The sequence below is a fragment of the Myxococcaceae bacterium JPH2 genome, assembly GCA_016458225.1.
Taxonomy (GTDB): Bacteria; Myxococcota; Myxococcia; order Myxococcales; family Myxococcaceae; genus Citreicoccus.
Map to the genome: position 1 here is coordinate 338,763 of JAEMGR010000009.1, position 23,054 is coordinate 361,816.

Sequence of the window (23,054 nt, forward strand, 5' to 3'; positions counted from 1 at the left end):
GCGCGACTTCCTCCTCCCCTTTGCATCTTCTGGGAATAGAGTCCTCCGTCAGACGTATCCCGATTTCGGAAGCGGGCGTGCGGGCGACGTGGTGGGGATGGCGTTGTTGACCCTTCTGTTCCCGTGCATACATTGACGGGTAGACAACGACTCATTCCCCAATGGTTTCGGGCTCTTGGAAGGCGGGAGCATGTTGGACTTCAGGCAACCCAACCGGACGAAGCAAGAGTTCGAGGAGCTGGCGCTGGCCCATCTGGACCCGCTCTACTCGGCCGCGCTCCGTCTGACGAAGAATGAGCGGGACGCGGAGGACCTGGTGCAGGACACCTGCATGCGGGCCTACCGCTTCTTCGACAAGTTCGAGCGGGGCACCAACATCAAGGCCTGGCTCTTCAAGATCCTCACCAACACCTTCATCAACCGCTACCGGCGCAAGGTGAAGGAGCGCACGGTGGTGGAAGGCGTGGAGCGCGAGGCTGTCCACGAGCGCTTCGTGAGCCGGGACGCGACGGACTTCGCCGCGAACCCGGAGCAGTACTTCTTTGATCGACTGCTGTCGGACGACGTGTTGCGGGCCATCGACTCGCTGCCCATCGACTTCCGGCTGGTGGTCATCCTCGCGGACCTGCAGGAGTTCTCCTACAAGGAGATCGCCGAGATCCTCGAGTGCCCGGTGGGCACGGTGATGAGCCGGCTGTTCCGCGGGCGGAAGCTGCTCCAGAAGACGCTGCGGGAGTACGCCGAGGGCCAGGGTGTCTTCCGGCAAGAAGGTCTGCCCCCTTCCATCCCAGCCGATATGGAAGAATATCGACGTCGGAAGAAGACTGGGTAGTGAGCGGTTGGCCTCGGGCGCCCATGACCTGCCAGGAACTGGATCGACTTCTGTACCCGTACCTCGACGGCGAGTTTCAGCCCGAGGAGCGGCTCGACTTCGAAGCGCACCTCTCCGGCTGCGCGCCGTGCCAACGGCGCGTGGCCGAGGAGCGGGGGATGCGGCAGATGCTCCGCCGCGCGGCACGGCACTCCGTGCCGCGGATGCAGGCGCCCGCGTCGCTGCGCTCGGGCATCCAGCTCGGGCTCCAGCGTGAGCAGCGCCGCGCGCAGGTGGGGCAATGGCTGCGCGTGGGCGCGGTGGCCCTGGTGATGGTGACGACGGGCGGCGGGTGGATGGCGTTCCAGTCCGGCCTGCGCCAGCGGGCCTCGGTGGAAGAGGCCGTCCAGCGCCACATGCGCAACCGCCCGCTGGAGTTCGTCGCCGGCACGCCGGAGATGATCGAAGGGTGGTTCAACGACAAGGTCGACCACCGCGTCACCCTGCCCCATCTGCCCCGGATGCGCCCGGTGGGCGCGCGCTTCTCGACGCTCAACGGGCAGGAAGTCGTCTACGTGAGCTACGAGACGCTGCCGGATCGCACCACCGAGCCCCAGCGGCGCGTGGGCGTGTTCGTCTACCCGGCGGATGGGCGCAAGGTGAAGGTCGAAGAGGCGCCCACGGTGGAGATGGTCGGGCTGGACTCGAGCGCGGGATACAACGTCGTCACCCTGCGCGAGAACGAGATCACCTACGAACTCGTCACCGACATGAACGAGGCGGACATCCGCCGGCTCCTGCGCGACCAGGAGCAGAAGGCCTCGGGGCCGCCGCGTCCCGCGGCGATGTCCTCCGAAGCCACGTATCAGCCTGTATCACTGCCGTAGTCCGCGATTGGGGCGTGGCGCGTGCTCGCGCCCCCCTGTCAGGGCTGCTTGCCCGCTGACCTGAATACCGGGCATTTCAGCCGGTGCGAAGATTGACGGTCCCATGCGTGGCCGATAGCCTCGAAGGCGTCTTTCTTCTCGCGCGCCGCTGCCCGCTCATGGCGTGCTCCGCGCGCCGAACTCCAGGACGGGCCGTCCCTCCATGTCCAAGCGAATCCTGATTGTCGAAAGCGACGCCACGCTCTCTGCCTCCTTGCGCCAGGCCCTGGAGGGCCGCGGCTTCTCGGTGACGGAGACGACGGACGGAAAGGGCAGCGTGGAGCTGATCCGGCGCGAGCGGCCGGAGCTGGTGGTCCTGGCGGTGGACCTGTCCGCGGGCCAGAACGGCTACCTCATCTGCGGCAAGCTGAAGAAGGACGACGAACTCAAGAACGTCCCCATCGTCATCATCGGCAACCCGGATGGCTTCGCGGCGCACAGCAAGCTGAAGGCCCGCGCCGACGAATACGTCGCCAAGCCCGTGGACACCCACGTCCTCGTGGAGCGCGCGGGTGGGCTGATCGGCTTCCCGGAGCCCCCCGCCTCCGTCGACGAGGTCGTGGACGAGAGCCTCACGCTGGACGCGCTCGGCGAGGGCGATGAGCCGCTGACGGCGGACTTCGGCGAGGAGATCGCCGTCGAGGCGGGCGAGGAGCCCACCGTGGCCGGCGAAGAGCTGGACATGCTCGACGAGGCGTTCGGAGACATCTCCGAGCCCGTCACCGGCACCGTCGAAGAAGAGCCGGTGGTCGCACCGCCGGAGACCGAGTCCGCCGATGAGGAGCTGTCCGCGCTGGACACGCTCGGCACGGACGACGACTCCGCCCTCGACTCGCTGGGCGACCTGGACGAGGACGCGGACTCCGAGAAGACGGTGATCGGCTTCATGCCGACGGAGCTGGCCCCGCCGCCCGCCGCGCCGCCTCCCCTCCCCGTTCGCGCCGCCCCCGAGCCGGCCCGCGCTCCGACTCCCGCGCCCGCGCGCACGCCGGTGCCCGCCGCGCCTCCTACCCGCGCCGCCACGGTGACGCCGCTCGCGCCCGCCGCTCCGGCCATGTCCGCCGCGGACGCGGCCGAGCTGCGCACCCTGCGCGCTCGGGTCGCGGAGCTTCAGGGCGCGCTGGAGGACTCACGCGCGCAAGCCACGCAGGCCGAGGATCGCGTGCGCGAGCTGGAGTCCGAGCTCGAGACCAAGTCCACCGAGCTGGAGACCGCGCGCTCCAGCGCGGGGAAGAACGACAAGGACACCTTCGCCCTCCGCGACGCGGTCAACAAGCGCGACAAGGAGATCCTCCGCCTCAAGACGGAGCTGAACCAGAAGGACCAGGAGATCGTCGAGCTGAAGGATCAGCACCTGGAGCTGGAGCAGAAGGCGAGCACCGCCGACGGGGAGATGTCCCGCCGCGACGCGCAGATCAAGACGCTCACCACCAAGACGGAGCAGCTCACCACGGAGCGCAAGCGCGTGGATCAGCAGCTCGCCGCCGCCAAGGACGAGGCCCGGGGCGCGAGCGCGAAGCTGACCGCGCTGCAGACCGAGCTGGATCAGCACCAGGCCCAGAGCCAGGCGCTCCATGGAGAGATTGAGGAGCTGCGCGGGCGCACCGGAGCCCTGGAGGCGGACGTCCAGGCCGCGCGCGACGAGGCCGACGGCCTCCGCCCTCAGCTGGAGGCGGCGCAGCAGGAGTCCGAGGCGATCCGCGGACAGCTCGAGCAGGCCCAGGCGGACCTGGAGGCCCAGGGCACTCGGGCGGCCGAGGAAGCCGATGGCCTCCGCGCTCGCATCGCCGAGCTGGAGCAGGCCGCGGTGCGCAGCGAGGAGCGCGTCACGAAGCTCTACGCGCGCATCAAGGGCGACGAGAAGCTCCGCGAGAAGACCAAGAAGGCCTTGGCCATCGCGCAGCAGTTGTTGGAGGAGCCGGGCTCGGCCGTCGGTGAGGACGGCGACGAGGCCGCGGCCTGAAGTCAGCGGGGGGAGGCGCGGTGTTCACCGCCCCTCCCCTGCTTCCGCTTCAATGACCGTCCTTCTTGGGCGCGGTCTTCTTCTCGAGCAGCTTCTTCGCGAAGGCCTGCACCGCGGACGGCACATTCTTGTCGCGCGACAGGTCCTTCAGCTCCGTCTCCCGCACCATGTTGAGGAACTTCATGGTGACCGTGAGGGGCACCTTGGGGTTCTTCAGGAGCGCGAGCTTCACCTTCTGGTTCTTGGTCCACTCGCGGTTGTTGTAGATGACGCGCAGCACGTCGTCGGTCATCGCGCGGTTGGCGGCGGCGGACAGCACCTCGCCATCCGTGATGCGCGGACTGCGAATGGCGGCCACGCTCACCAGCTTGTTGGTGTCTCGGATGAGCGCGGTGCGAGCCTCCTTGTTGCCCAGCGTCGCCAGCTTGATCTTCTCCGAGATGGACATCTTCAGGATGCGCTGAGAGAGCGTCAGCCGCTTGCCCTCGTCCATGGGCGCGGCCTCCTCCTGCGCCACGTCCTGGAACTCCTGGAGGATTTGCTCGGCGGTGGGGCCCGCGTCCGGCGGCGGCGCCTCGGCGGCCTCGGGACCGAAGAGGCGCACGCGCGCGGCCTTCATCTGCGGCACGTCCACCAGCATCAACCCGCTGCGCACCGCGAAGTCACAGACGCCGTCGATGAGCGACGCCGTCGCGTTCGGGTTCCCGCAGAGGTTGCGCAGGATGTCCTCGTGGCGCAGCAGGCGGAGCTGGTTCTGGCTGATGATTTCCGCCAGCTTCGCACTGCAGTTCCCCGCCACTCCGGCCACCGCGTCGTCCGGGGTCTCGGGGTTGAGGATGAGCATCTCCGCGTAGGCTTCCTTGTCCTTCAGCTGGCCCAGGAAGAAGCCCAGCACCTGCGGCTGCACGCCTTCATCGCGCAGCGCCGAGCCGAGGATGCGGTCCGGCAGGCCGACGCACGTCTTCGCCGCCGTCTCACGCACGCCCGCGTCGGGATCGAACGTGAGCATGAAGAGCGCGCCCACCATGTCCGAGGGATTCAGCGGCACCAGCGACTTGGCGGCCATCATCCGCAGCGGCACGGGCGCGGCCGGGTCGACATGCTTGCGCAGGTTGGGCGGGAGGAACTCCGCGTTGAAGGGACAGCCGGGGGGCGGAGCCGGGATGTTGTCGGCGGGGGTCGCGGTGCTCATGAGGCGTGATTCCTTCCGTAGATGATGCGCAGTCCCTCCAGGGTGAGGAACTCGTCGACCTCCTGGATGGCCTTGGACTCGCTGGCCACCAACGGGGCGAGCCCCCCGGTGGCCACCACTTTCACGGGGAAGCCCATCTCGGCTTCCATGCGCGCGCAGATGCCGTCCACCATGCCCACGTACCCGAAGACGAGTCCGGACTGCATCGAGTGAACGGTGTTGCGTCCCACCACGTGGGGCGGACGGGCGAACTCCACCCGCGGCAGCTTGGAGGCGTTCTGGAACAGCGCCTCCATGGAGATGTTGATGCCTGGACAGATGGCGCCGCCCAGGTACTCGCCCTTGGGCGTCACCGCGTCGAAGGTGGTGGCCGTGCCGAAGTCCACCACGACGACGCCGCGGTGGTGCTTCTCGTAGGCGGCCACCGCGTTGACGATGCGGTCCGCGCCCACTTCGCGCGGGTTGTCGTAGAGGATGGGCATCCCTGTCTTCACGCCGGGCCCGACGAACATGGGGCGCGTCTTGAAGTAGCGCTCGCTCATTTTCTCCAGGCTGAACTGGAGCGGCGGCACCACGCTCGAGACGGCGACCGCGTCCACCTTGGTCGCGTCGATGCCCCGCCAGGTGAAGAGCTGGCGCACGAGGATGCCGTACTCGTCCGAGGTGCGGCGGGCGCTCGTCTCCAAGCGCCAGTGGTCCAGCAGCCGCTTGCCCTCGTACACGCCCAGGACGGTGTTGGTGTTGCCGACATCAATGACCAGGAGCATTGCCGCCCCATTCTACCTTGAAGGCGGGCCTGGCGACCGTCGCCATGCCGCGAACCTCAAGGCGACCGAACATCCTGGCGCGGTCGCAGCCGCTCCACGTCGCCGGCCAACACCCGCTCCAGGACCCCCGCCTCGGTGCGGACCAGCAGCGCGCCCGAAGGGTCGATGTCCTCGGCCCGCCCGCGCAGCTCGCTGCGGTCCGTGCGGACCAGGACGTCCTGCCCCAGGGTGCTGGACAGCGCCTTCCAGCGCGCCCGCACGGGCTCGAACCCCGACTCCAGATAGCGATCCAACCACTCCTCCAGGCACGTCCACAGGGCGGCGGTGAACGCGGCGCGCGCCACCCGCTTGCCCAGCGCGATGGAGAGCGACGTCGCCGACTCGCGCAGCTCCTCCGGGAAGTGCTCCAGGGTGGAGTTGAGGTTGACGCCCACGCCGACGACGACGAAGTGGACCCGCTCGGGCTCGGCTGACAGCTCCGTGAGGATGCCCGCCACCTTGCGGCCGCCGATCTGCACATCGTTGGGCCACTTGATGGCCGCGTCGCTGCCGGCCTCGCGCAGCGCCTCGGCCAGGGCCACGGCCGCCACGAGCGTCAGCTCCGGCGCGCGCTGTGGCGGCAGCTCGGGGCGGAGGATGGCGGAGAAGTAGAGATTGAGCCCGGCCGGAGACGCCCAGGCGCGGCCTCGACGGCCCTTGCCCGCGGTCTGCTGCTCGGCCACCACCACCTCGCCGTGCTCGGCGCCGTCCTGGGCGCGGCGGAAGGCGGCCTCGTTGGTCGAGCCGATGGTCTCGTGGTGGTGGATGACACGACCGAGGTCCCGCGTGCCGAGCAGTGGGCCCAGCTCCAGCGCGCTCAGCCGATCCGGAACCTCGACCAGGCGGTAGCCCCGGGCGGGCACCGCCTCGATGACGTAGCCCTTGAGCCGCAGGGCCTCCACGCGCTTCCACACGGCGGTGCGCGACAGGCCCAACTTGCTGGAGAGCACCTCCCCGGACAGGTATGCGTCCCCGCCCTCGGAGAGGAAGCCCAGGATGAGTTCCTCCTGCGTCTGCTCACTCGTGTCAGCGGCCACGTCTGCCCTGCCTCTCGAAGAAGCCCGCAGGCTAGGGAGCGCGGACGCGCCTTACAACCTCCGAGCGCGGGACGCGGCGTCGCTCGCCCGTCAGCCCGCCGTCGGCGAGGTGGGCGCCGGGGGGCTCGCCGCGGGCCGAAGCTGGAAGGACTCGAGCGACAGCGAGGTCTGCGGGACGCGCTGGCCGTCGTGCTCGGCCGCCACCTCCACGCGCACCATGCCCACGCCCGGCGCGAAGGTCATGGTGTTGATCAGCGTGGTGCGGGTATCCACGCGGTTGCGGCCTTCCACCTGGACGCAGTTCTGGAAGGTGCCGGCAGGGGCCTCGCAGGAGGCTCCCGCCTGGAGGATCTGATAGCGCTCCGTGGAGGACACCGACACCACGTTCGTCCACGAGCGCCCCGTCTCGAGCGGGCCGCGCAGGAGGTAGCGCTTGGGGTCGCGCAGGCCGAAGCCGTCCACCGCGAGCTGACCGCCCTGGCTGTCGAGGAAGAAGCCGGCCTCTTCCTTGACGATCTCCACCGTGACGGCCTTGTCGTCGCGCCCGTTGACCCGGTACGTCCAGCGGTTGCCCACCGCGAGGGGGTAGTACTCCGACAGCGAGGCGACCGAGGACGCGGAGGCCTCGGCCTCCACGTGCTTCGCGCAGCCAGAGCCCGCGAGCGCCAGGGACACCAGGGCCGCGCTTCCCACCGAGAACAGCGAGTGCTTCATGTCAGGGCTCCGCGTGGTCCGAGCCACGCGCCTCCGCGTTGGCGTGCTTGCGTGATGCGTAGAGCGTGTCGAGGGCCTGCTGCGCGGCGGCCTGCACCGACGGCGTGTCGTGGCCCTGAGCGACCGTGTAGAGGTAGGCCTCGGCCTCGGGACCGCCAATCTCCCCCACCGCGAAGACGATCTCCTGCACGAAGCCTGTGTCTCGGCCACGCGCCAGGTCGATGAGCGCGGGCACCGCGCCTCGGGCCTTCATCTCGGCGAGCGAGCCGATGGTGCGACGCACCACATCCGCGTCGCTCGTGTCCGTCAGGCGCTCGATGAGGAGCGGTGCGGCGGCGGGATGCTTGCGCTCCGCCAGGGTGCGCAACGCGAACTCGCGGATGCGGGAGTCACTGGCGCGCAGGTCCGCCACGAGCTGATCGTCCCCGCGCTCCAGCGCCGCGAGCTGGAGCACCGCGGACTCCGTCAGCTGCCGGAGCGCGGACTCCAAGGCGGACCGCATGGCGGCGCGGCGGCCCTCCACCGTGTCCGGGTCGACGACCGCCTCGCCCAGCCCCACCACTTCGTAGCGCTGGGGCAGGTCCCCACCGAAGCGCTCCAGCGAGAGGCTCGCGCCCACCTCGGCGTAGCTGTGCGGGTTGCCGTCCTTCAGGACCTCGCGGGTGAACGGGACCTCCAGCGTCAGCCGCCAAGGCCTGGCCTTGCGAGGGACCTCCTCGCCGAGCTGCTCGAACCGTCCGGAGGCGGTGAGCGCTTCGCTGAAGAGGATACGAACCCCCTCTGGCCCCATGCCGAGCAGCGCGTTGTCACGCACCGTGGCCCCCGACAGCTCCACCGGCGCCACGGGATGGCGCGGCGCCTGCGAGCGGCAGGCGCTGAGGAGCACGAGGCAGGTGGCGAGCAGCAGGGCCGGCTTCATGAGCCCCCCTACGCTAACACTCCCGCGTGGGCCGCACCCGATTCGCGTGAGGACGAAGTTCAGCCCTCTCCACCTTCCGACAGGCCCATGCTCGGAGGAGGAGGAAGCAAGGGGCCACCGCCCCTCGCAACACGCACGGAGCCTTCACAGGAGGCGCCTGCTTCGCGTCGCGATGGAGTGCAGCCAGCGCCACCGTTGACCAGGTCTGTACCGAGCCGGAGCGACTGAGACCCTCCCGACGCCAACGCGCCGCGAGCAAGGCCTACGCGCCACGAGGACACGACGTTCAGTGGTCACTGCGCTCGTGAGCGGAGTTGGATCCGCGTGCGCGAGGTTGAGCCCTCACTGGCCTCCGCGGATTCTGTGCACTGCGCAAGAAGCGGGGAGGCTTCGACCTCTCCCGACATGCGCTCGTGGACTGAACAGGATCCTCGGGGGCGTGAGGTTCAGCGCTCACTGCCCTCCATGGATCCCGTGCGCTGCGACAGAAGCGGGGAGGCTTCGACCTCCCCGACTCCCGACACGCGCTCGTGGACTCGACCGCGACCACGAGCGCGCGAGACTCAGCCCTCTCCGCCTTCCGTCGGGCCCGCGCTCGGCGAAGGCGCCGCAGCCTCCGCGGACTCCTTGCGCTCTGGCTCGGATTCCTCGGCGACCGGCGCGCTCGCGGCCTCCGCTGCCGCCGTCACGGCCGCGGCGAGAGGGCTTCCCTCGCTCGGCGTCGCGACCGCCGGCATCTCGCCAGCGGACTCGCTCGGGGCCGAGGCGATGGACTCGCTCGTCGGCGCAGAAGTGGCTTCCGTCGATGCCGTGGTCTCTCCGGATCCAGGCGCAGCCTCTGCGGGTGCGGTGGCCTCACTTGTCGGCGCGGCGGCCTCGCCCGGAGCGCCCTCGGCGCCGCGGTTGCCACGCCCCCGGCGCCCACGACGGCGACGACGACGGCGCTTGCGCTCGGACGGAGTGCCCTCGGCGGCGCCCTCCGGCGAGCCCTCCACGCGGCCTCCCGCGACGAACGCGCTGGCGGCCTCGAGGTCCTCGTCATCGCCCTCCTCGTCGCCCTCTTCGCTGTCATCGTCCTCGGAGGACGGCGTGAAGCCGGCTCCCGCGGGCGGCGCGGCGACCTTGGCGGGTGCCTCGCGCGGCGCCTCGGCCGAGGCCTCCCCCCCCTTGGCCTCGCCCTCACCGCCGCCCTTGGACGCCTCGCGGGCCGCCTCACGCTCTTCACGCGCGCGGCGCTTCTCGCGGCGGCGCTCCGAGCGCTCCGAGCGTTCGGAACGCTCCGTCGACTCGGCGGGCGTGGCCTCGGCGGTCTCGCCCTCCGCGCCTTCCTCGCGCGCCTGCTTCTCGTGCTTGCGCTCTTCGCGGCGGCGCTGCGCCTCGTCGGCATCGACCTTGGCGGTCTCGAAGAATCGATCGTCGATGTCGTACAGCTCCACCTGCGTGACGGTGACGGCCGTCTTCGCCTCGAGGAACTTCTCCCCGAGCGCATCGCCGCACCAGAGCATCACCAGCGCGCCGCTGGCCTGCGCCTCGGAGCGCGCGTCGCCGCGCACGTCCCCCGCGCTGACCAGCAGGCCGACCTGCGCCGAGTAGTGGCCCAGGTCGCGCCGCAGCTCCTGCACCGTCTTGCGATCGATGGCCGGCGTGCCCTTCAGCATGCGCACCGCGTAGCGCAGCTCCACGCTGCCCTCGCGCTTGCGAGCCGTGAGCAAGGGGCCTTCCTTCGAGCGCTTGGCGACCTTCAGCTCGCGGAAGCCCAGCCCGTGCATCATCTTCACCACGGACTTCTCGAAGGTACCGACCTCGAGGTCGCCCAGGCGCTTGCGCAGCGCCCGAGCCACCGCGCGCCGCGCGTCCTTGAGCGCCGTGCGCACCGTGGTGATGAGCGCGGCATCCACCGCCGCCTCGCCCGTGGCCGCAGCCGACGGCTTGCTCAGCACCGGACGGCCACCCTCGAGCGGAATCCCGAGCGCCTGCGCAAACGCGGCCTGGAGCTCCAGGGGCGGCGCCTCGCTGGGCATGCCCGCGCGCTCCAACGTCACCTCGCCCGTCTCCTTGTTCAGCGAGTACTGGGGCCGGCGACCCGCATCGATGCGGCGCTGGTTGTCCTCCAGCAGGGCGGTGAGCACCGCCTCCACCGTGGTCTCCTCCGCACACAGCTCCTTGCCGCGAGCCCGCTCGATGATCTGATCCGTGCGCAGCGCGACCTCGGCCTCGCTGAGGATCTCGAACACCACCTCGGGCAGCGGCGGGAAGCGCTTGCGACGTCCACCCCGCTCCTCTTCCTCGTCGCGGCGACGCTTGCGCTCGCTGCCACGCCCCGCCACTCGCACGTTGTCCGTGCGCGGCTCGGGGTGTCGTTCCACCGGACGCAGCGGCGGGAGATCTTCCTCCACGTGCGGCTCAAGCACTCCGGTCTGCGCCAGCGCCTCGGCATCCTCTGGGAGCGACCAATCCGTCAGCGCGAAGGTGTCCTTCGCCGTGACAATGACCTTGCGATCCCGCGTGCGGCGCGCCATGGCAGCGAGGCGCGACAGCATCGTCACCTCGGGCGTCTTGCCGACGTGGGACAGCAGGTTCTGCTGGATGGATTTCTCCGTGATTTCGAGGAAATGCAGGGGGCGCCCTTCGCTCTCCAGGACGCGGAGCGCGGCCTCGTAAAATGTCATCGAGTATTCCCCAAGAATTCCGAACGGTTACAAAAATGTAGGTCCGTATAGGTGGCGGATGCTAGCCACCGCTAAACTGGCTTGTCAACGAACGTAAGATGACCCGCATACGCATCGGACAGCGCTGGAAGCGCGAACCCTCAGCCCCCCCGTTGGATTCCATCGCCCTGGAACTCGACGGGGTGAACCTGCTTTCCGGAGCAGTGGAGGAGCCCTTGGCAGAGGTCGTCCCCGCCCTGGCGGAGGCCGTCGCGGCGCTCCACGGTGGGACTCGGAGGCTGGCCCAGGTCTCACTCCCAGAGGCACACCTGGAGCTGGTGCTGCGCCGGGTGGGAACGGAAATCGAGCTGTCGGTGGCCAGCCTCGCCCGACCGGCCCGGCTGCTGCGGCCCCCGGTTCGCGTGGAAACGGAGGAGCTGGCGAGCGCGGTGCGGATGGCCAGCCAGCGCTTCCTGGCGGACGTGTCGGTGGTCGCGCCCCGAGCCCTGGCGCCGGCCGTGGCCCGCAAGCTCGCTGACTCCCTCAAGCAGCTGGGCAAGGCCTCGCCTGCTCCGTCGGAGGGCGCGTCCCGGCCCGAGCCTCGCCGCGTGGAGCCGCCTGGGGCGCCCGGATTCGGCTTCGAGCTGCGTGAGCCTCCCCTCCCCGCCACCCGTGCCACACGAGGCCCTCACGGCGCGCTGGCGCCCCTCCTGGGCCCTGGCGAAGTGTGGCTGGCGGTTCCGGGACGCCCCCAGGCCTGGCGCGCCCAGGGACCGCCGTTCCTCACGGTCCTGGAGCTGTCCCGGCAGGCGGCCGAGCTGGCAAGGGCGGTGGAGCTGGGCGAGCCTCGCCACGCGCTGGAGCTGGGCGGCTCGCGGCCCGCGCTCTCGCTCGACCTCCGGGGCGGAAAGGCCCGGCTTGGGCCCACGGGCGCGCCCTTCGCGCTGGACGCCCGCGAGCTGGTGGCGGCCATGTTCCATCTGGGCGAGGCGCTCGTGCTCGCGTTCGCCGAGGAGGACCGGGCGCAGGTGAACAACCCGTACCTCGTGGAGTTGGCCGAGCGGTGTCGCGAAGGCCTGTCCCACTTGAGGGACCCGGCGAAGCCTCCCGAGTCGGAGGGGGCCGCGCGCGAGCCTCGCAGCGCCCCAGGCCGAGGTGAGTCCAAGCCCCTCAAGGTCCCTGGACGCCTGCGGCGCCTGCGGTTCGAGAAGCTGTGGGAGCAGCGCGGACTGGAGGACGCGGAGGAGGCCCGCTTGTTGTCGGGTCGCCATGGCCCCGTCTATTGCGCGCCCCGACTGGCCTGCGCGTTCTCCCGCCGGGATGGCGCGCTGCTGTGGCGGCGGGCCGCGTCCCTGGGCGTGGCGGCCGCGGCGGACGGGCACGCGGTGGCGGCGGACACGGCGCGCGTCTATGGCTTCACGGGCCGAGGCGCCGGCGCGCGCTGGCTGCACGACCATGACGGCATCCCGCTCGGCCCCCTCCTGCTGCGCAAGGATCGGCTGCTGCTGACGCTGTCCGAGGAGCGCACGGTGGTGGCCTTCGCCGAGGCCACCGGGCGCGAGATGTGGCGACTGGCCCCTCCGCGCGCGCAGCGCAGCTGGCTCACGCCGCAGGGGCACCGGGCGCTGCTCGCCACCGACTCAGGCTATCTCTACGGCCTCGATCTCGCGGACGGTCAGGTGCGCTACCGGCTGCGCGCGCCCCTCCCCTTCCACGGTGCACCGGTGCCCTGGGGACGGCGGGCGCTGGCCATGCTCGGACGTGGCTCACACTGGGCGGTGCTGCTCGCGGACGCGCACACGGGCCAGGCGGTGTGGACCCACGAGCTGGACCTCACCCATCCCTCGCCGCCGCTGCCGCTCGGGGCTCGCGTGTACCTGGCGGGAGAGCGGGACCGGGAGGGGCTGCTGGTGTGCCTGGACGCTCGCGGCAAGAAGCTCTGGGAGCGCGCGCTGCACCTGGGGCCAGGGCCCTTCGCGCTGGCTCCGCTCCAACGCGCCGTCATCGTGACGAGCGCCTCGGGCGCGGCCGCTCGCGTGACGGCCTCTGGACAGGTGGACTGGCGCGTAGGCGCCACCGGCGAGCCCCTGCTCGCGGCCCTCCCTGCTCGAACGGCGCGGGGCGTGACCCTGCTTCCGGGGGAGCACGTGCGCGCGGTGGAGCCACGCGGTGGACAGGTGCTCGCGGAGGTCCGCGCGGGCGAGGGGCTCGTCGCGCTCCAGGCCGACGTGCACCTCAACCTCTACTTCCTCGACGAGGCTGGCACGCTGTCCGCGTACCAGCTCGGGTCGCACTTCACCGTCGTGGAGTGAGTCGCACTCAGTTCTGCTTGGCCGCCTTGGCCGGGTCGATCTCCTCCTCGGGGCGCTCCTCCTGGGTGGCGCCCTCCCACTTCTCGCCCGCGCCGAGCTTCCAGTCGGACGGCACATCCAGCTTCCACACGTAGCTGGCGGCCGCGTCGCCGCCCGTGGAGGCGTGCGACGAGACGTGGATGGTCATCTCGATCTTCGCCACCTCGGCCGGCATCAGGTCCAGGTCGTAGTGGCCCAGGAGCATCTGCGGCGGGAACTCGGCGATGAAGCGCTCGGGGTAGTCGATCTTCATCGAGGGATCCGCGCCGCGCATCTCCCCCAGCAACTTGCCCTTCGCGTCGGTGAGCTTCCAGACCGTGTCGAAGGAGGCGCTGGTGACCATCTTCTTCACCTTGCCCTCGTCCTTCACCGAGCGCTGCGCACCCCAGAGCGCCAGCTGGAGCCGGATCTGCGGCTTGCCCAGCACCATCACCACATCCGAGCTGACGACATCCAGGCGCATGCCCCGGTCCGTCGCGGTCCACACCGGCTGGTAGCGGCCCTCGCGCAGCAGGTCGAACACCTTGCGCGTGTAGTCGTAGAACGCCTTGCGGTCCCCCGCGCGGTCGTCCTTCTTCTCCTTGCCGCCCTCGGCGGAGCGCTTCTCCAGCTCCGCCAGGTACGCGTCGAACTGCTTGTTGCCGCCGTAGCGCGTGAGGTGCTCGTCCACCTGCTCGAAGTAGGCCTTGAAGAAGGGCTTCACCTCCTCGCGGTACTTGGCTTCATCCGGGTTGGCGCGCATCCAGCCCACCCGCTCCAGGTACTCCGTCTGGATGCGCTGGAAGTCCGCATCCCGCTGCGCCTCCTTCGCCTTGGCGCTCGCGCTCCGGTACGACATCACGGCCGCGAGCAGCACTCCTGCGACGAGAACGAGAACTCCGAAGTAGCGCTTCAAGCGGCAGTCTCCTATGCGTTCGGGCGGGCAGTGATATGAGATTCCATCACTGTGATCCAGGTCGGGGGAACACACCTGTTGTCCGTGCCGCTCCCCTTGGAAGAGGGAGAGCTGCTCGGCAATCCCCAAGTGGCGTGGGAAGCCCATGGAGAACCGTCGGACGGCAAAGCGGTGGTGTTGCTGCACGACCTCTCGCATTCGCACCAGGCGCTAGGCCCCGTGGAGGCCGGCGCGTACCAGGCCTCGGGCTGGGCGCGGGAGTTCATTGGACCGGGCAAGGTGCTGGATCCGGCCGAGACGCCGCTGCTCGTGCTCAACCTGCTCGGGAGCCCCTTCGGCTCGACGTCGCCCGTGACGGTGGATGGCGCGACGGGCGAGCGACTGGGGCCCGCGATGCCGGGGCTCACGGTGCTGGACATGGCGCGAGCGGTGTCAGCGGGGCTGCGTGCGCACGGGCTCCAGCACGTTCGCGCGCTCGTGGGCGTGGGGTTGGGCGGGATGGTGGCGCTGCGGCTCGCGGCCCTGTTCCCTGAGCTTGCGGGCGCCGTCGTCGCCATTGGCGCGGGCCGCTCCCTGCCCGAGGGCCTGCGCGAGAAGCTGGGCCTCACGGCGCAAGTGTTGCGGATGGATCCCGACTTCCATGGCGGCTGGTACGAGCCGGGGAATGGGCCGCGCAAGACGATGCGCAAGCTGCGCCTGGACTTCCTCAAGCTCGTCCATGGACGTGATTCCCTGCGCCAGCGCCATCCGGAGCGAGACTCGGCCCAAGCGGCCTTGGAGGCGGAGGCGGAGTCCTTCGCGGAGACGTTCGATCCGCTGGCCTGGGCGCTGCTGTGCTCGGCCTATGCGGGGTGCGATCTCGCGGACTGCCTGCCGCGCATCCGCTCACGCGTGCTGCTGCTGGCGGCCGCCACGGATGCGCTGGCACCCGCCGCCCGAGTCCGAGACACGTACCACCTGCTGAGCGCCGCGGGCGCACCCGCGCGCTTCCACGAACTGCAGGATGTAGCGGATCACGGCACGCTGCTGGCGGACCCTCGGCCACTGCGAGGGCCCCTCCACGACTTCCTCCGGCGCCGGTGAGCTAGTCGCGCTCCTGCGCCTGCGCCGCGAGCCGGGCTCGGAGCGCGCCCACCAGCATCCCGATGGCGATGTCGTTGTTGCCGCCGTGCGGGATGATGATGTCCGCGTGGTGCTTGGACGGCTCGACGAAGCCCATGTGCATGGGGCGCACGTGGCGCAGGTACTGGGCCACCACGTGGTCGAAGTCGCGGCCGCGGTCCTTGATGTCGCGCGTGAGGCGCCGGAGGATCCGCAGGTCGTCGTCCGCGTCCACGTAGATCTTCACGTCCATCTCGTCGCGCACTTCCTTCATGTGCAGGACGAGGATGCCCTCGATGAGGATGATGTCGCCCGGATCCAACCGCTGGGTGTGCGGCTGACGCGAGGACGTGACGAAGTCGTAGACGGGCTTCTGCACCGCGCGGCCCGCCTTCAGCTCACGCAGATGACTGACGAGCAGGTCCGTGTCGAAGGCGTCGGGGTGATCGAAGTTCACCTCCCGCCGATCCGCCAGGGAGATGTCCTTGAGGTCCCGGTAGTACGAGTCCTGGTCGATGAAGGCGACCCGGCAGTCCGCGAGTGCCTCGCGGACCTTGCGGGCGACCGTCGTCTTGCCTGACGCGGTACCACCCGCGATGCCAACGACGAGAGGTGACGACATGGCGGCCGCACCTATCCCACCCGACGGGCTGGCGCAAGACTCCGTCGAAAATCGGACAGGTTCCTATCCCGGTCCCCACCGGACGAGGCCACGCGCCCGGGCCTCCGCGAGCACCGCCGGGGACAGCTCCGCTGGCGCCTTGGGGGACTCGGCCAACGCGCGCAGAAGGGCCACCAGCTCCGAGGAGACCGGCACGATTTCGTGACGTCGCCCATGACGGTGGATGGCGAAGTGCCAGGGCCCCGGACCGGGCCGAGCCGCCACCTGCTGGAGTCCCTCCAAGCCTGAGAGTTCCACCTCTCCGCCGGCCCACGCACGCCCGGTGAGGTGGCGTCGCAAGGCCCGCGCGGCAAAGACGCACTCCGTCAGGTCTACCGGGAAGGCCCCCAACCGCACCTCCTCGGCGAGTCCCACCTGTCCGGGCCCTGGCGTCGAAGCGGGCCACAGGAAGGCATTGGGCAGGAGCGTCTCCAGGGCGACCACGGAGGCAAGCGCCTCACCGGGGGCCTGGAGCAAATGGCGCCGCGCCCACGACGCGAACACCTGCCCCAGTGAGCGCCCCAGGCCATCGAACATCGAGCGGTACTCGCGCGAGGACGTGAAGCCTCGGAGCGCCTCGGGCGTCGGCGCGAGCAGAAGCCGCGTGAGGGGCCACGTCTGGTCGAGCTGCTCGGCCACCACCGCCAGGCGGAAGTCGCGGTCCGCGCGAACGCCCTCGGCGTCCTCGGATGCCTCCACGGGAGTGACGCCGTGGCCCGCGTCGAACAGCTCCCACGGCTTGCTCTCGCCCGTGAGCACGGGCACCGGCGCGCGCACCGCGGGCCAGGAGAGCGGCTCACGGGCACCCGCGGGGACCATGCGCCTCAGCCGGCGAAGCTCCAAGAGCGCCACTTCGGGAGGATGGCCATCGCCCTCGAAGGTCACCGCGCGCAGACGCGAGCAGCGCGGCAGGAGGGTCTCCAGGAGTTGGAACAGCTCCTCGCGCACGGGCTGGGTGTGATCATCCACGTAGAACCGGCGCGAACCGCGACGCGTCACCACGCCGCCCGCGATGTGGATCTCCACGACCTTGTCCAACGGGAACCCATCCAGCCCAGCGTCCAGCGGCAGCCCCGCGGAGAGCTGGTGGCTCAGCAGGTGCCCCAGGTCGAGCAGCAGCGGCAGCCCCGTGCGCGCATGGAGCTTCGCCATGAAGTCCAGCACGTGCCAGCTCCCGCGCCGCGCGAGCACCGCTGGATTCTCCAGCACGAGGGGCACGTCGAGATGCGACTGCACGTGGAGCGCATGGGCCGCGCAATCACGCAGCCCTTCCTCGGTGAACGGCGGAGTGAAGTAGAGGTAGCCCGGGAAGGGCTCGCCTTCCTCGTGCCACCAGCCCACGTCGTTGCCCACCCAGGGACTCTTCACGGCGCGGGCATGCTCGGCCAGCGCGGTCAGCGCCGAGGTAGGCTCGAGGCTCGGCCCCCACAGGTTGAGGTGGACCGGATGGAAGAGGACGGGCACGTCCGACAGCCGCCGCCACATCTCGGGGAAGAGCGTGGCCTGCGCGCGGGCCTCCTCCAGGGAGAGCGGCGCGCTGTACTCCACGAAGTCGAACAGGCCGGGCGACGCATCCCACAGCCGATAGGGCTGCGGCACGTCCGAGGCGCTCAGGTTGCTGCTCAGCCCCAGCCCAAGCCAGGGCAGCGACCAGGTGTCGGCGGCGGGTGTCATGTCCGCTCCCTATAGACCCAGCCGCTCCGGCCCGCAGCATCTGGATGTTCTCTTCGGAACGATGACCAGCGAGCCGAACGGGCCCCCGGCGCCCCGACGGGAACCTTTCTCGCGCCGCATTGTCGAAGGACTCCGCGAACCCAGGACAGGAGCGAGCGTCGATGAAGCGAGCCGCAATGGCTGGCAGCGGTGGAGTCGTGTGCGCACTCGTCGCGGCGAGCACGCTGATGGTCCTCGCCTGCGCTCAGCGCAGTCCGCCGGAGCCCACGCCGCCCCCCGCGACAGCCGCACCCCATGAGCCCTCGAAGCTGGAGGCACTGCTCGCATCGAAACAGGCGCCTGGGCGTGTGGACATGAATCCCGTCGCCGAGCCTTCCGCGACGCCCGCCGCGCCCGTGGTCACGGAAGCAATGGTCCGGCGTGCCTTCAGCGCGGGACATGGCGTGGGCGTGGAGGGCCGAGGCATGGGACTCGGGATGATAGGCAAAGGCGCGGGAGGCGCGGGCCTCAGCTCCGGTTCGTTCCGAGGCGGCGACATCAATGGGGTTCTCGGGGGCAAGCCGAACCCGGACGCCCCGAGACCACGCGTCGTGACAACGGATCCACCCGACACCGCGCCTTCAAGAATCCACGGCTACGTCGAGACGACGAGCGATGCCCTGTCCACCTTCGCGGTGGACGTCGACACCGCGTCCTACACACTCGCCCGCCGACAGGTGAACGAAGGCGCCCTGCCCGCTCCGGAAACAGTCCGCGTGGAGGAGTTCCTCAACTACTTCCACTATCGCTACCCCGCACCCACCGACGATGCGCTGACGGTCCAGATGGACGCAGCGCCCTCGCCCTTCACGCCGGGCCGTCACCTGTTGCGCGTGGGCGTTCAGGGCCGCCGCTTGAGCGTGACCGAGCGGAAGCCCGCGCACCTCACGTTCCTCGTGGACGTGTCGGGCTCCATGTCCTCACCGGATCGCCTGCCGCTGGCGAAGCGCGCGCTGCGCCTGTTGGTGGATCAGCTGCGCGACGGCGACACCGTGGCGCTCGTCACCTATGCGGGCGCCGTGCGGCTCGTGCTTCCACCGACGGGCATGGAGCACAAGGCCACCATCCACGCCGCCATCGAGGACCTGACCGCGGGGGGCTCCACCGCGATGGCCTCGGGCATCGAGCTCGCCTATCAGCAGGCGATGCGCACGCTCGACGGGCAATCGATCTCGCGTGTCATCATCCTGTCTGACGGCGACGCCAACGTGGGCCCCACGCATCACGACGCGCTGCTGGCGCTCATCCGGGGCCACGTCAAGGAAGGCATCACGCTGACGACCGTGGGCTTTGGCCTGGGCAACTACCGGGACACGACCATGGAGCAGCTCGCGGACCGAGGGAATGGGAACCACTACTACGTGGACTCGCTCATGGCCGCGCGTCGCATCTTCCAAGAGCAGCTTGGCTCCACGCTGGAGGTCATCGCCCAGGACGTGAAGCTGCAGGTCGAGTTCGATCCCAAGCAGGTCGAGCGCTACCGGCTCGTGGGCTACGAGAACCGAGACATCGCGGACCGTGACTTCCGCAACGACCGCGTGGACGCGGGAGAGCTGGGCGCGGGCCACACCGTCACCGCGCTGTACGAGCTGGTCCTGCGGCCGGGCGCGGGAGCGGGGCTCGCCACGGTGCGCGTGCGCGCGAAGCGACCGCGCGGAGAGACGGCGACGGAGCACGCCTATGCCTTCGAGGCCACGGCCCTGGCCCCTCGCTTCGCCAACGCGAGCCAGGACTTCCGCTTCGCCACAGCCGTCATGGGCGCGGCGGAAGTGCTGCGGCGCAGTCCCCATGCGGAGCGCTGGAGCTTGGAGGGTGTGCTGTCCATCGCGCGTGCGGCGACCCCCCCGGGAGATGTCGAGCGCGAGGAGTTCATCACCTGGATGGAGCGCACCCGTCCGCTGCTGCACGGAGTGGCCGCGCGTTGACGGGTCGCGGTGTGGACTCCGTCTCGACACCTTGCGGACAATGACTGTTCCCTCCTGCTGGAGCGTCCGCTCATGTCCGCCTCTGAGATTGACGAGTCCCACGCGCAGTTCCGCGGTGCCTGGAGATTGTTCGCGTTGAGCAGTCCCCAAGGAGAGGTGGTGGAGCGGCGTGAGGTGTTCATCGCCGCGAGCCATGTGACGTGGGCCCTGATGAACGCCGCGTTCCTGACCGCGCCGGTGGAGCGCGAGCAGGACCTGGCATGGGCCATCGAGTCCGCCGCGCGCTACTTCGCGCAGGGTCGGAATGGATGGTCCTTCGCCTTCAGCGAGGACTGGCTGTCACCCACGTTGCGCCCTCGGGCCACCTCGCTCCTTCAGGAGCATGGCCTGTCGCCGGGCATGAGCATCATGGGGATGGCCGCGGAGCGACTGCAGACCCCCGTGCGGCCCCCCCCGCCGCTGGACCTGCTGCGGGTGAAAGACACGTGGGGCTACAACGCCGTCGCCGACATCAACGCCACTTGCTACGACGTGCCGCGCGAGGTGGGGCGCGAGGCCCTCGCGTCTCCCGACCTCTACGGCCCTGCCTGCCGAGCCTTCGTCGGATGCCTGGAGGACAAGCCCGTCACGACCACGTCGGTGTTGAAGGTCAATGACATCGCCTATGTCGCGCTCGTGGCCACGCTCCCCGAGCACCGTCGCACGGGCGCCGCGGAGTCCGTCATGCGGCAGGCGCTGATGGCCGCGAGACAGGACTGGGGCATCGAGCGCGCGGTGCTGCATGCGACACCCGCCGGACGCCCCGTCTACCAGCGCATGGGCTTCCACGACGTCACCCCGTTCCAGTTGTTCTTCAGCCCCCCGCCCAGCGGGTAGACCGCCCGGGCCTTGCACGGGCTGGACGCCGGGGCGTCCTCCGGAAACAATCCGCGGCCCCATGCAGCCCCCTCGCAGGACGGACCCTTCCAGTGCCCCCTCGTCGCGTTGGGCGATGGGGCTCGCGGTGGTGGGGGGCGCTCTCGGGTTGACGTGCCTCTTCTTCTATCGCGCGGTGTTCACGCGAGACGTCTTCACCGCGCGGGACATGCTGCTCGTCTACGCCCCCGTGCGCCGCTACTGGGCCGAGCGCGTGTCGCGGGGCGAGTTCCCTGAGTGGTATCCGTTCGACGGGCTCGGGCAGTCCTTCCCGGGCATGGTGCTGTCCGGAGTGCTCCACCCATCGCAGCTCCTCGGGTTGGTGTTCTCCACGGGCGACGCCATGAAGCTCACCGTCCTGGGCTGCTTCCCGCTCGCGCTCCTTGGGACGTACCTGTTGCTGCGCGAAGCCCAGGTTCCGCGAGCAGGCGCCGGGATGGGCGCGGGAGTGTTCGCGTTCAGCGGCTACCTCGTCTGCATCACCAACAACCTGGGGTATCTGCTGGCGGGGGCCACCCTGCCCCTCGCGCTGTGGGCCGCGCTGCGATTCATCCGAGCAGGAGGCCCGGGCCGCGCGGTGCTCGCGGGGGCATTGCTCGCCAGCGTGCTGCTGGCGGGCGACACCTGGACGTACGCGCTCGCGAATGCGTTCGTGCTGCTGCTCGCGAGCCTGGGAGATGACTCCATCGCGGTCTCCGTGCGGGCGCGCCGAAGCATGATGCTCGTCCTCGTGGGCGCGCTGATCGCCGCGCCGCAGCTCCTCGCGGGGAGCGCGGTCCTCGCGGCGGGGGCACCTGGGGCCAGTTCGCTCGAAGACGCTCAGCGCTGGTCGCTCGATCCATGGCGACTCCTCGAGCTGGGGTTGGGTCCCTTCCTCGCCAATCCCGCTCAAGAGCGCGGCGTGCCCGAGGAGTTGGTGAAGGGGCTGCTGCGCACGGGAGGGTTCTCCAGCCTCTGGGTGGACTCGGTGTTCCTCGGCGTGCCCGCGCTCGTGCTCGCGCTCACGGGACTGCGGTCGCTGCCTCGGCGTGCCTGGCTCTTCGTCGCGGCGGGCATCGTGCTGCTCCTCCTCGCGATGGGTTCGGCGCTGCCGCTCTATCGGCTGCTCTACGGCGTGCTCCCGCTGTGGCGTCCGTTCCGCTACCCCGAGAAGCTGATGGTCCACGTCTCCCTCGGTGCGGCCCTCTTGGCGGGACTCGGCTGGAAGGCCGTGCTGGAGAATCCCGCGCGCGCACGTTGGGCTGCATGGGCAAGCGGAGCGATGGCGCTCCTCGGCGCGCTCATGGCCGGCGCGGAACAGTGGGCGGGAGCATGGACCACGCTCTGCGTCCGCGCGCGCTGGCCCACCGTCGCGCCCGAGCAACTCACCCACGTCTCGAGCGCGTTCACGAACGCAGCGTGGGTGGCCTGTGCAATCGCCGGGGTCACCGCGCTGCTCGTGCGCGGCCTCGCGGAGTCGAGGGTCCATCGGCTGGCGCTCGCGCTGGTGCAAGGCGCCTCGGTCTTCGTCGCGAACGAGCCGCTCTACATCGTCGGTCCGCCCTCGCTGTTGGAGACACCTCCCGCCTTCGCGGACGTGCTGCGCGCGATTCCCGCGAAGGACGGCGCGCCCCATCACCGCGTGGCCTCGCGCGTGGATCGCCTCAACCTGCCCCGCTTCGACGCCTTCGAGTTCCAAGACAGCGTCGCGCTGATGTCCCGCGCGTCGTTCACCCCCAACACGCCGGCGCTGTGGGAAATCGAGAGCGCGGAGAGCTATCTGCCCGCGGCGAGCGCACGCCTTCAACATCTGGAGGAGGACCTCCCCGCGAGCTTCACCGCGCTCCTGCCGGTGTACGGCGTGGGCTACAGCGTCTACGCGCCCGAGCAGTACCAGCGCCTCGCGACGAAGCCCGGTCCCGTCGTCGCCCGGGATGAAGCCTTTGGGCTCTGGTTGGTCGCGCATCCCAACGCGCTCCCCCGCGTCGCGCTCGTGCGTCCTCGCTGCGTGCTCGATGCCGACGCGGCCTTGCACCTGCTCATGGATCCGCGCTTCCCCATCACCCGCGAGGCGGCGGTCGAGTGCGGCGACGCTCCGCTGGCCCACCCAGAAGGCGCAGAGGGAACCGTCCGCATCGAGCGCTTCGAGCCCGAGCACATCGCGCTCGACGTCTCGGCCACCACCGACGCGGTGGTGCTCGTCAACGACGCGTGGCAGCGCGGCTGGGAGGCGCGACAGGACGGAGTGCCCGTTCCCATCCTGCCGGCGAATGTCGCCGTGCGCGCGATTCCGGTCTCAGCGGGAGCCCACCACGTCGTCCTGCGCTATCGCGCACCCGGCCTGCGCGAGGGCCTCGCGGTGTCGCTCATGACGCTGATGTCCTTGCTGGTGTGGACGGGTTGGCTTCGGGTGCGCCCTCACATGCGACATCGCGTGCGCGCCTGAGCGAACGCGATGGCGGAAACGTCCACTCGTCAACGGGATCACGGCTCACGCA

General features: G+C 70.2%; 17 protein-coding genes. 8 read left to right on the forward strand and 9 right to left on the reverse strand.

Annotation, left to right across the window (positions count from 1 at the left end):
- The first annotated feature begins 190 nt into the window (after positions 1-190).
- The 3 genes from JGU66_16715 (at position 191) to JGU66_16725 (ending at position 3,700) form a co-directional block, all read left to right on the forward strand.
- Positions 191-832: a sigma-70 family RNA polymerase sigma factor gene (locus JGU66_16715; GenBank protein ID MBJ6762414.1), complete on the forward strand. Its 642-nt coding sequence runs from the start codon at positions 191-193 to the stop codon at positions 830-832.
- A 23-nt stretch (positions 833-855) separates the two neighbouring features.
- Positions 856-1,698, forward strand: coding sequence for a zf-HC2 domain-containing protein (locus tag JGU66_16720; GenBank protein MBJ6762415.1), 843 nt, complete (start codon positions 856-858; stop codon positions 1,696-1,698).
- 202 nt (positions 1,699-1,900) lie between these two features.
- Positions 1,901-3,700: a response regulator gene (locus tag JGU66_16725; GenBank protein MBJ6762416.1), complete on the forward strand. Its 1,800-nt coding sequence runs from the start codon at positions 1,901-1,903 to the stop codon at positions 3,698-3,700.
- Between the two features lie 49 nt (positions 3,701-3,749).
- On the opposite strand, the gene JGU66_16730 is transcribed toward JGU66_16725, so the two are convergent.
- The 6 genes from JGU66_16730 to JGU66_16755 all read right to left on the reverse strand — a co-directional run bounded on the left by JGU66_16730 (position 3,750) and on the right by JGU66_16755 (position 11,037).
- Entirely contained in the window at positions 3,750-4,892 is a 1,143-nt protein-coding gene (locus tag JGU66_16730) for a hypothetical protein (GenBank protein MBJ6762417.1), read from the reverse strand.
- A complete protein-coding gene (locus tag JGU66_16735; protein MBJ6762418.1) occupies positions 4,889-5,659 on the reverse strand; it encodes a type III pantothenate kinase in 771 nt (256 codons plus the stop codon). The genes JGU66_16730 and JGU66_16735 overlap by 4 nt, the downstream gene beginning before the upstream one ends.
- 56 nt (positions 5,660-5,715) lie before the next feature.
- Positions 5,716-6,735, reverse strand: coding sequence for a biotin--[acetyl-CoA-carboxylase] ligase (locus tag JGU66_16740; protein MBJ6762419.1), 1,020 nt, complete (start codon positions 6,733-6,735; stop codon positions 5,716-5,718).
- 90 nt (positions 6,736-6,825) lie between these two features.
- Positions 6,826-7,476, reverse strand: a complete 651-nt coding sequence (locus tag JGU66_16745; GenBank protein ID MBJ6762420.1) for a hypothetical protein — start codon at positions 7,474-7,476, stop codon at positions 6,826-6,828.
- A complete protein-coding gene (locus tag JGU66_16750) occupies positions 7,451-8,368 on the reverse strand; it encodes a HEAT repeat domain-containing protein (GenBank protein ID MBJ6762421.1) in 918 nt (305 codons plus the stop codon). Before JGU66_16750 ends, JGU66_16745 begins: the two co-directional genes overlap by 26 nt.
- Before the next feature lie 563 nt (positions 8,369-8,931).
- A complete protein-coding gene (locus tag JGU66_16755; protein ID MBJ6762422.1) occupies positions 8,932-11,037 on the reverse strand; it encodes a restriction endonuclease in 2,106 nt (701 codons plus the stop codon).
- A gap of 98 nt (positions 11,038-11,135) precedes the next feature.
- Between JGU66_16755 and JGU66_16760 the strand changes: the two genes are divergently transcribed.
- Positions 11,136-13,328, forward strand: coding sequence for a PQQ-binding-like beta-propeller repeat protein (locus JGU66_16760; protein ID MBJ6762423.1), 2,193 nt, complete (start codon positions 11,136-11,138; stop codon positions 13,326-13,328).
- A 7-nt stretch (positions 13,329-13,335) separates the two neighbouring features.
- Here the strand turns inward: JGU66_16760 and JGU66_16765 are convergent, their stop codons facing one another.
- Positions 13,336-14,262: a hypothetical protein gene (locus JGU66_16765; GenBank protein MBJ6762424.1), complete on the reverse strand. Its 927-nt coding sequence runs from the start codon at positions 14,260-14,262 to the stop codon at positions 13,336-13,338.
- 51 nt (positions 14,263-14,313) lie between these two features.
- Here JGU66_16765 and JGU66_16770 point away from each other — a divergent pair, with 51 nt between their 5' ends.
- The gene (locus tag JGU66_16770; GenBank protein MBJ6762425.1) at positions 14,314-15,345 is read left to right on the forward strand and encodes an alpha/beta fold hydrolase; all 1,032 of its coding nucleotides are present in this window, start codon (positions 14,314-14,316) and stop codon (positions 15,343-15,345) included.
- 1 nt (position 15,346) lies between these two features.
- Here the strand turns inward: JGU66_16770 and udk are convergent, their stop codons facing one another.
- Positions 15,347-15,985 carry a uridine kinase gene (gene udk / locus JGU66_16775; protein MBJ6762426.1) on the reverse strand — a complete coding sequence of 213 codons (639 nt, stop codon included), beginning with the start codon at positions 15,983-15,985 and terminating at the stop codon, positions 15,347-15,349.
- Positions 15,986-16,048: 63 nt separating this feature from the next.
- Positions 16,049-17,698, reverse strand: coding sequence for a DUF692 family protein (locus JGU66_16780; protein MBJ6762427.1), 1,650 nt, complete (start codon positions 17,696-17,698; stop codon positions 16,049-16,051).
- A gap of 464 nt (positions 17,699-18,162) precedes the next feature.
- Here JGU66_16780 and JGU66_16785 point away from each other — a divergent pair, with 464 nt between their 5' ends.
- The 3 genes from JGU66_16785 (at position 18,163) to JGU66_16795 (ending at position 23,002) form a co-directional block, all read left to right on the forward strand.
- Positions 18,163-19,662 carry a von Willebrand factor type A domain-containing protein gene (locus tag JGU66_16785; protein ID MBJ6762428.1) on the forward strand — a complete coding sequence of 500 codons (1,500 nt, stop codon included), beginning with the start codon at positions 18,163-18,165 and terminating at the stop codon, positions 19,660-19,662.
- A gap of 72 nt (positions 19,663-19,734) precedes the next feature.
- Positions 19,735-20,538, forward strand: coding sequence for a GNAT family N-acetyltransferase (locus JGU66_16790; GenBank protein MBJ6762429.1), 804 nt, complete (start codon positions 19,735-19,737; stop codon positions 20,536-20,538).
- Between the two features lie 115 nt (positions 20,539-20,653).
- A complete protein-coding gene (locus tag JGU66_16795) occupies positions 20,654-23,002 on the forward strand; it encodes a YfhO family protein (protein MBJ6762430.1) in 2,349 nt (782 codons plus the stop codon).
- Positions 23,003-23,054: the final 52 nt, after the last annotated feature.

Bases quoted from the DNA above. Each gene is read 5' to 3' on its own strand.
- JGU66_16730 (MBJ6762417.1), bottom strand. From the start codon at position 4,892: ATGAGCACCGCGACCCCCGCCGACAACATCCCGGCTCCGCCCCCCGGC.
- JGU66_16735 (MBJ6762418.1), bottom strand. From the start codon at position 5,659: ATGCTCCTGGTCATTGATGTCGGCAACACCAACACCGTCCTGGGCGTG.
- JGU66_16790 (MBJ6762429.1), top strand. From the start codon at position 19,735: ATGTCCGCCTCTGAGATTGACGAGTCCCACGCGCAGTTCCGCGGTGCC.
- JGU66_16755 (MBJ6762422.1), bottom strand. From the start codon at position 11,037: ATGACATTTTACGAGGCCGCGCTCCGCGTCCTGGAGAGCGAAGGGCGC.
- JGU66_16750 (MBJ6762421.1), bottom strand. From the start codon at position 8,368: ATGAAGCCGGCCCTGCTGCTCGCCACCTGCCTCGTGCTCCTCAGCGCC.
- JGU66_16715 (MBJ6762414.1), top strand. From the start codon at position 191: ATGTTGGACTTCAGGCAACCCAACCGGACGAAGCAAGAGTTCGAGGAG.
- JGU66_16720 (MBJ6762415.1), top strand. From the start codon at position 856: ATGACCTGCCAGGAACTGGATCGACTTCTGTACCCGTACCTCGACGGC.
- JGU66_16780 (MBJ6762427.1), bottom strand. From the start codon at position 17,698: ATGACACCCGCCGCCGACACCTGGTCGCTGCCCTGGCTTGGGCTGGGG.
- JGU66_16795 (MBJ6762430.1), top strand. From the start codon at position 20,654: ATGGGGCTCGCGGTGGTGGGGGGCGCTCTCGGGTTGACGTGCCTCTTC.
- JGU66_16785 (MBJ6762428.1), top strand. From the start codon at position 18,163: ATGGGACTCGGGATGATAGGCAAAGGCGCGGGAGGCGCGGGCCTCAGC.
- JGU66_16725 (MBJ6762416.1), top strand. From the start codon at position 1,901: ATGTCCAAGCGAATCCTGATTGTCGAAAGCGACGCCACGCTCTCTGCC.
- udk (MBJ6762426.1), bottom strand. From the start codon at position 15,985: ATGTCGTCACCTCTCGTCGTTGGCATCGCGGGTGGTACCGCGTCAGGC.
- JGU66_16760 (MBJ6762423.1), top strand. From the start codon at position 11,136: ATGACCCGCATACGCATCGGACAGCGCTGGAAGCGCGAACCCTCAGCC.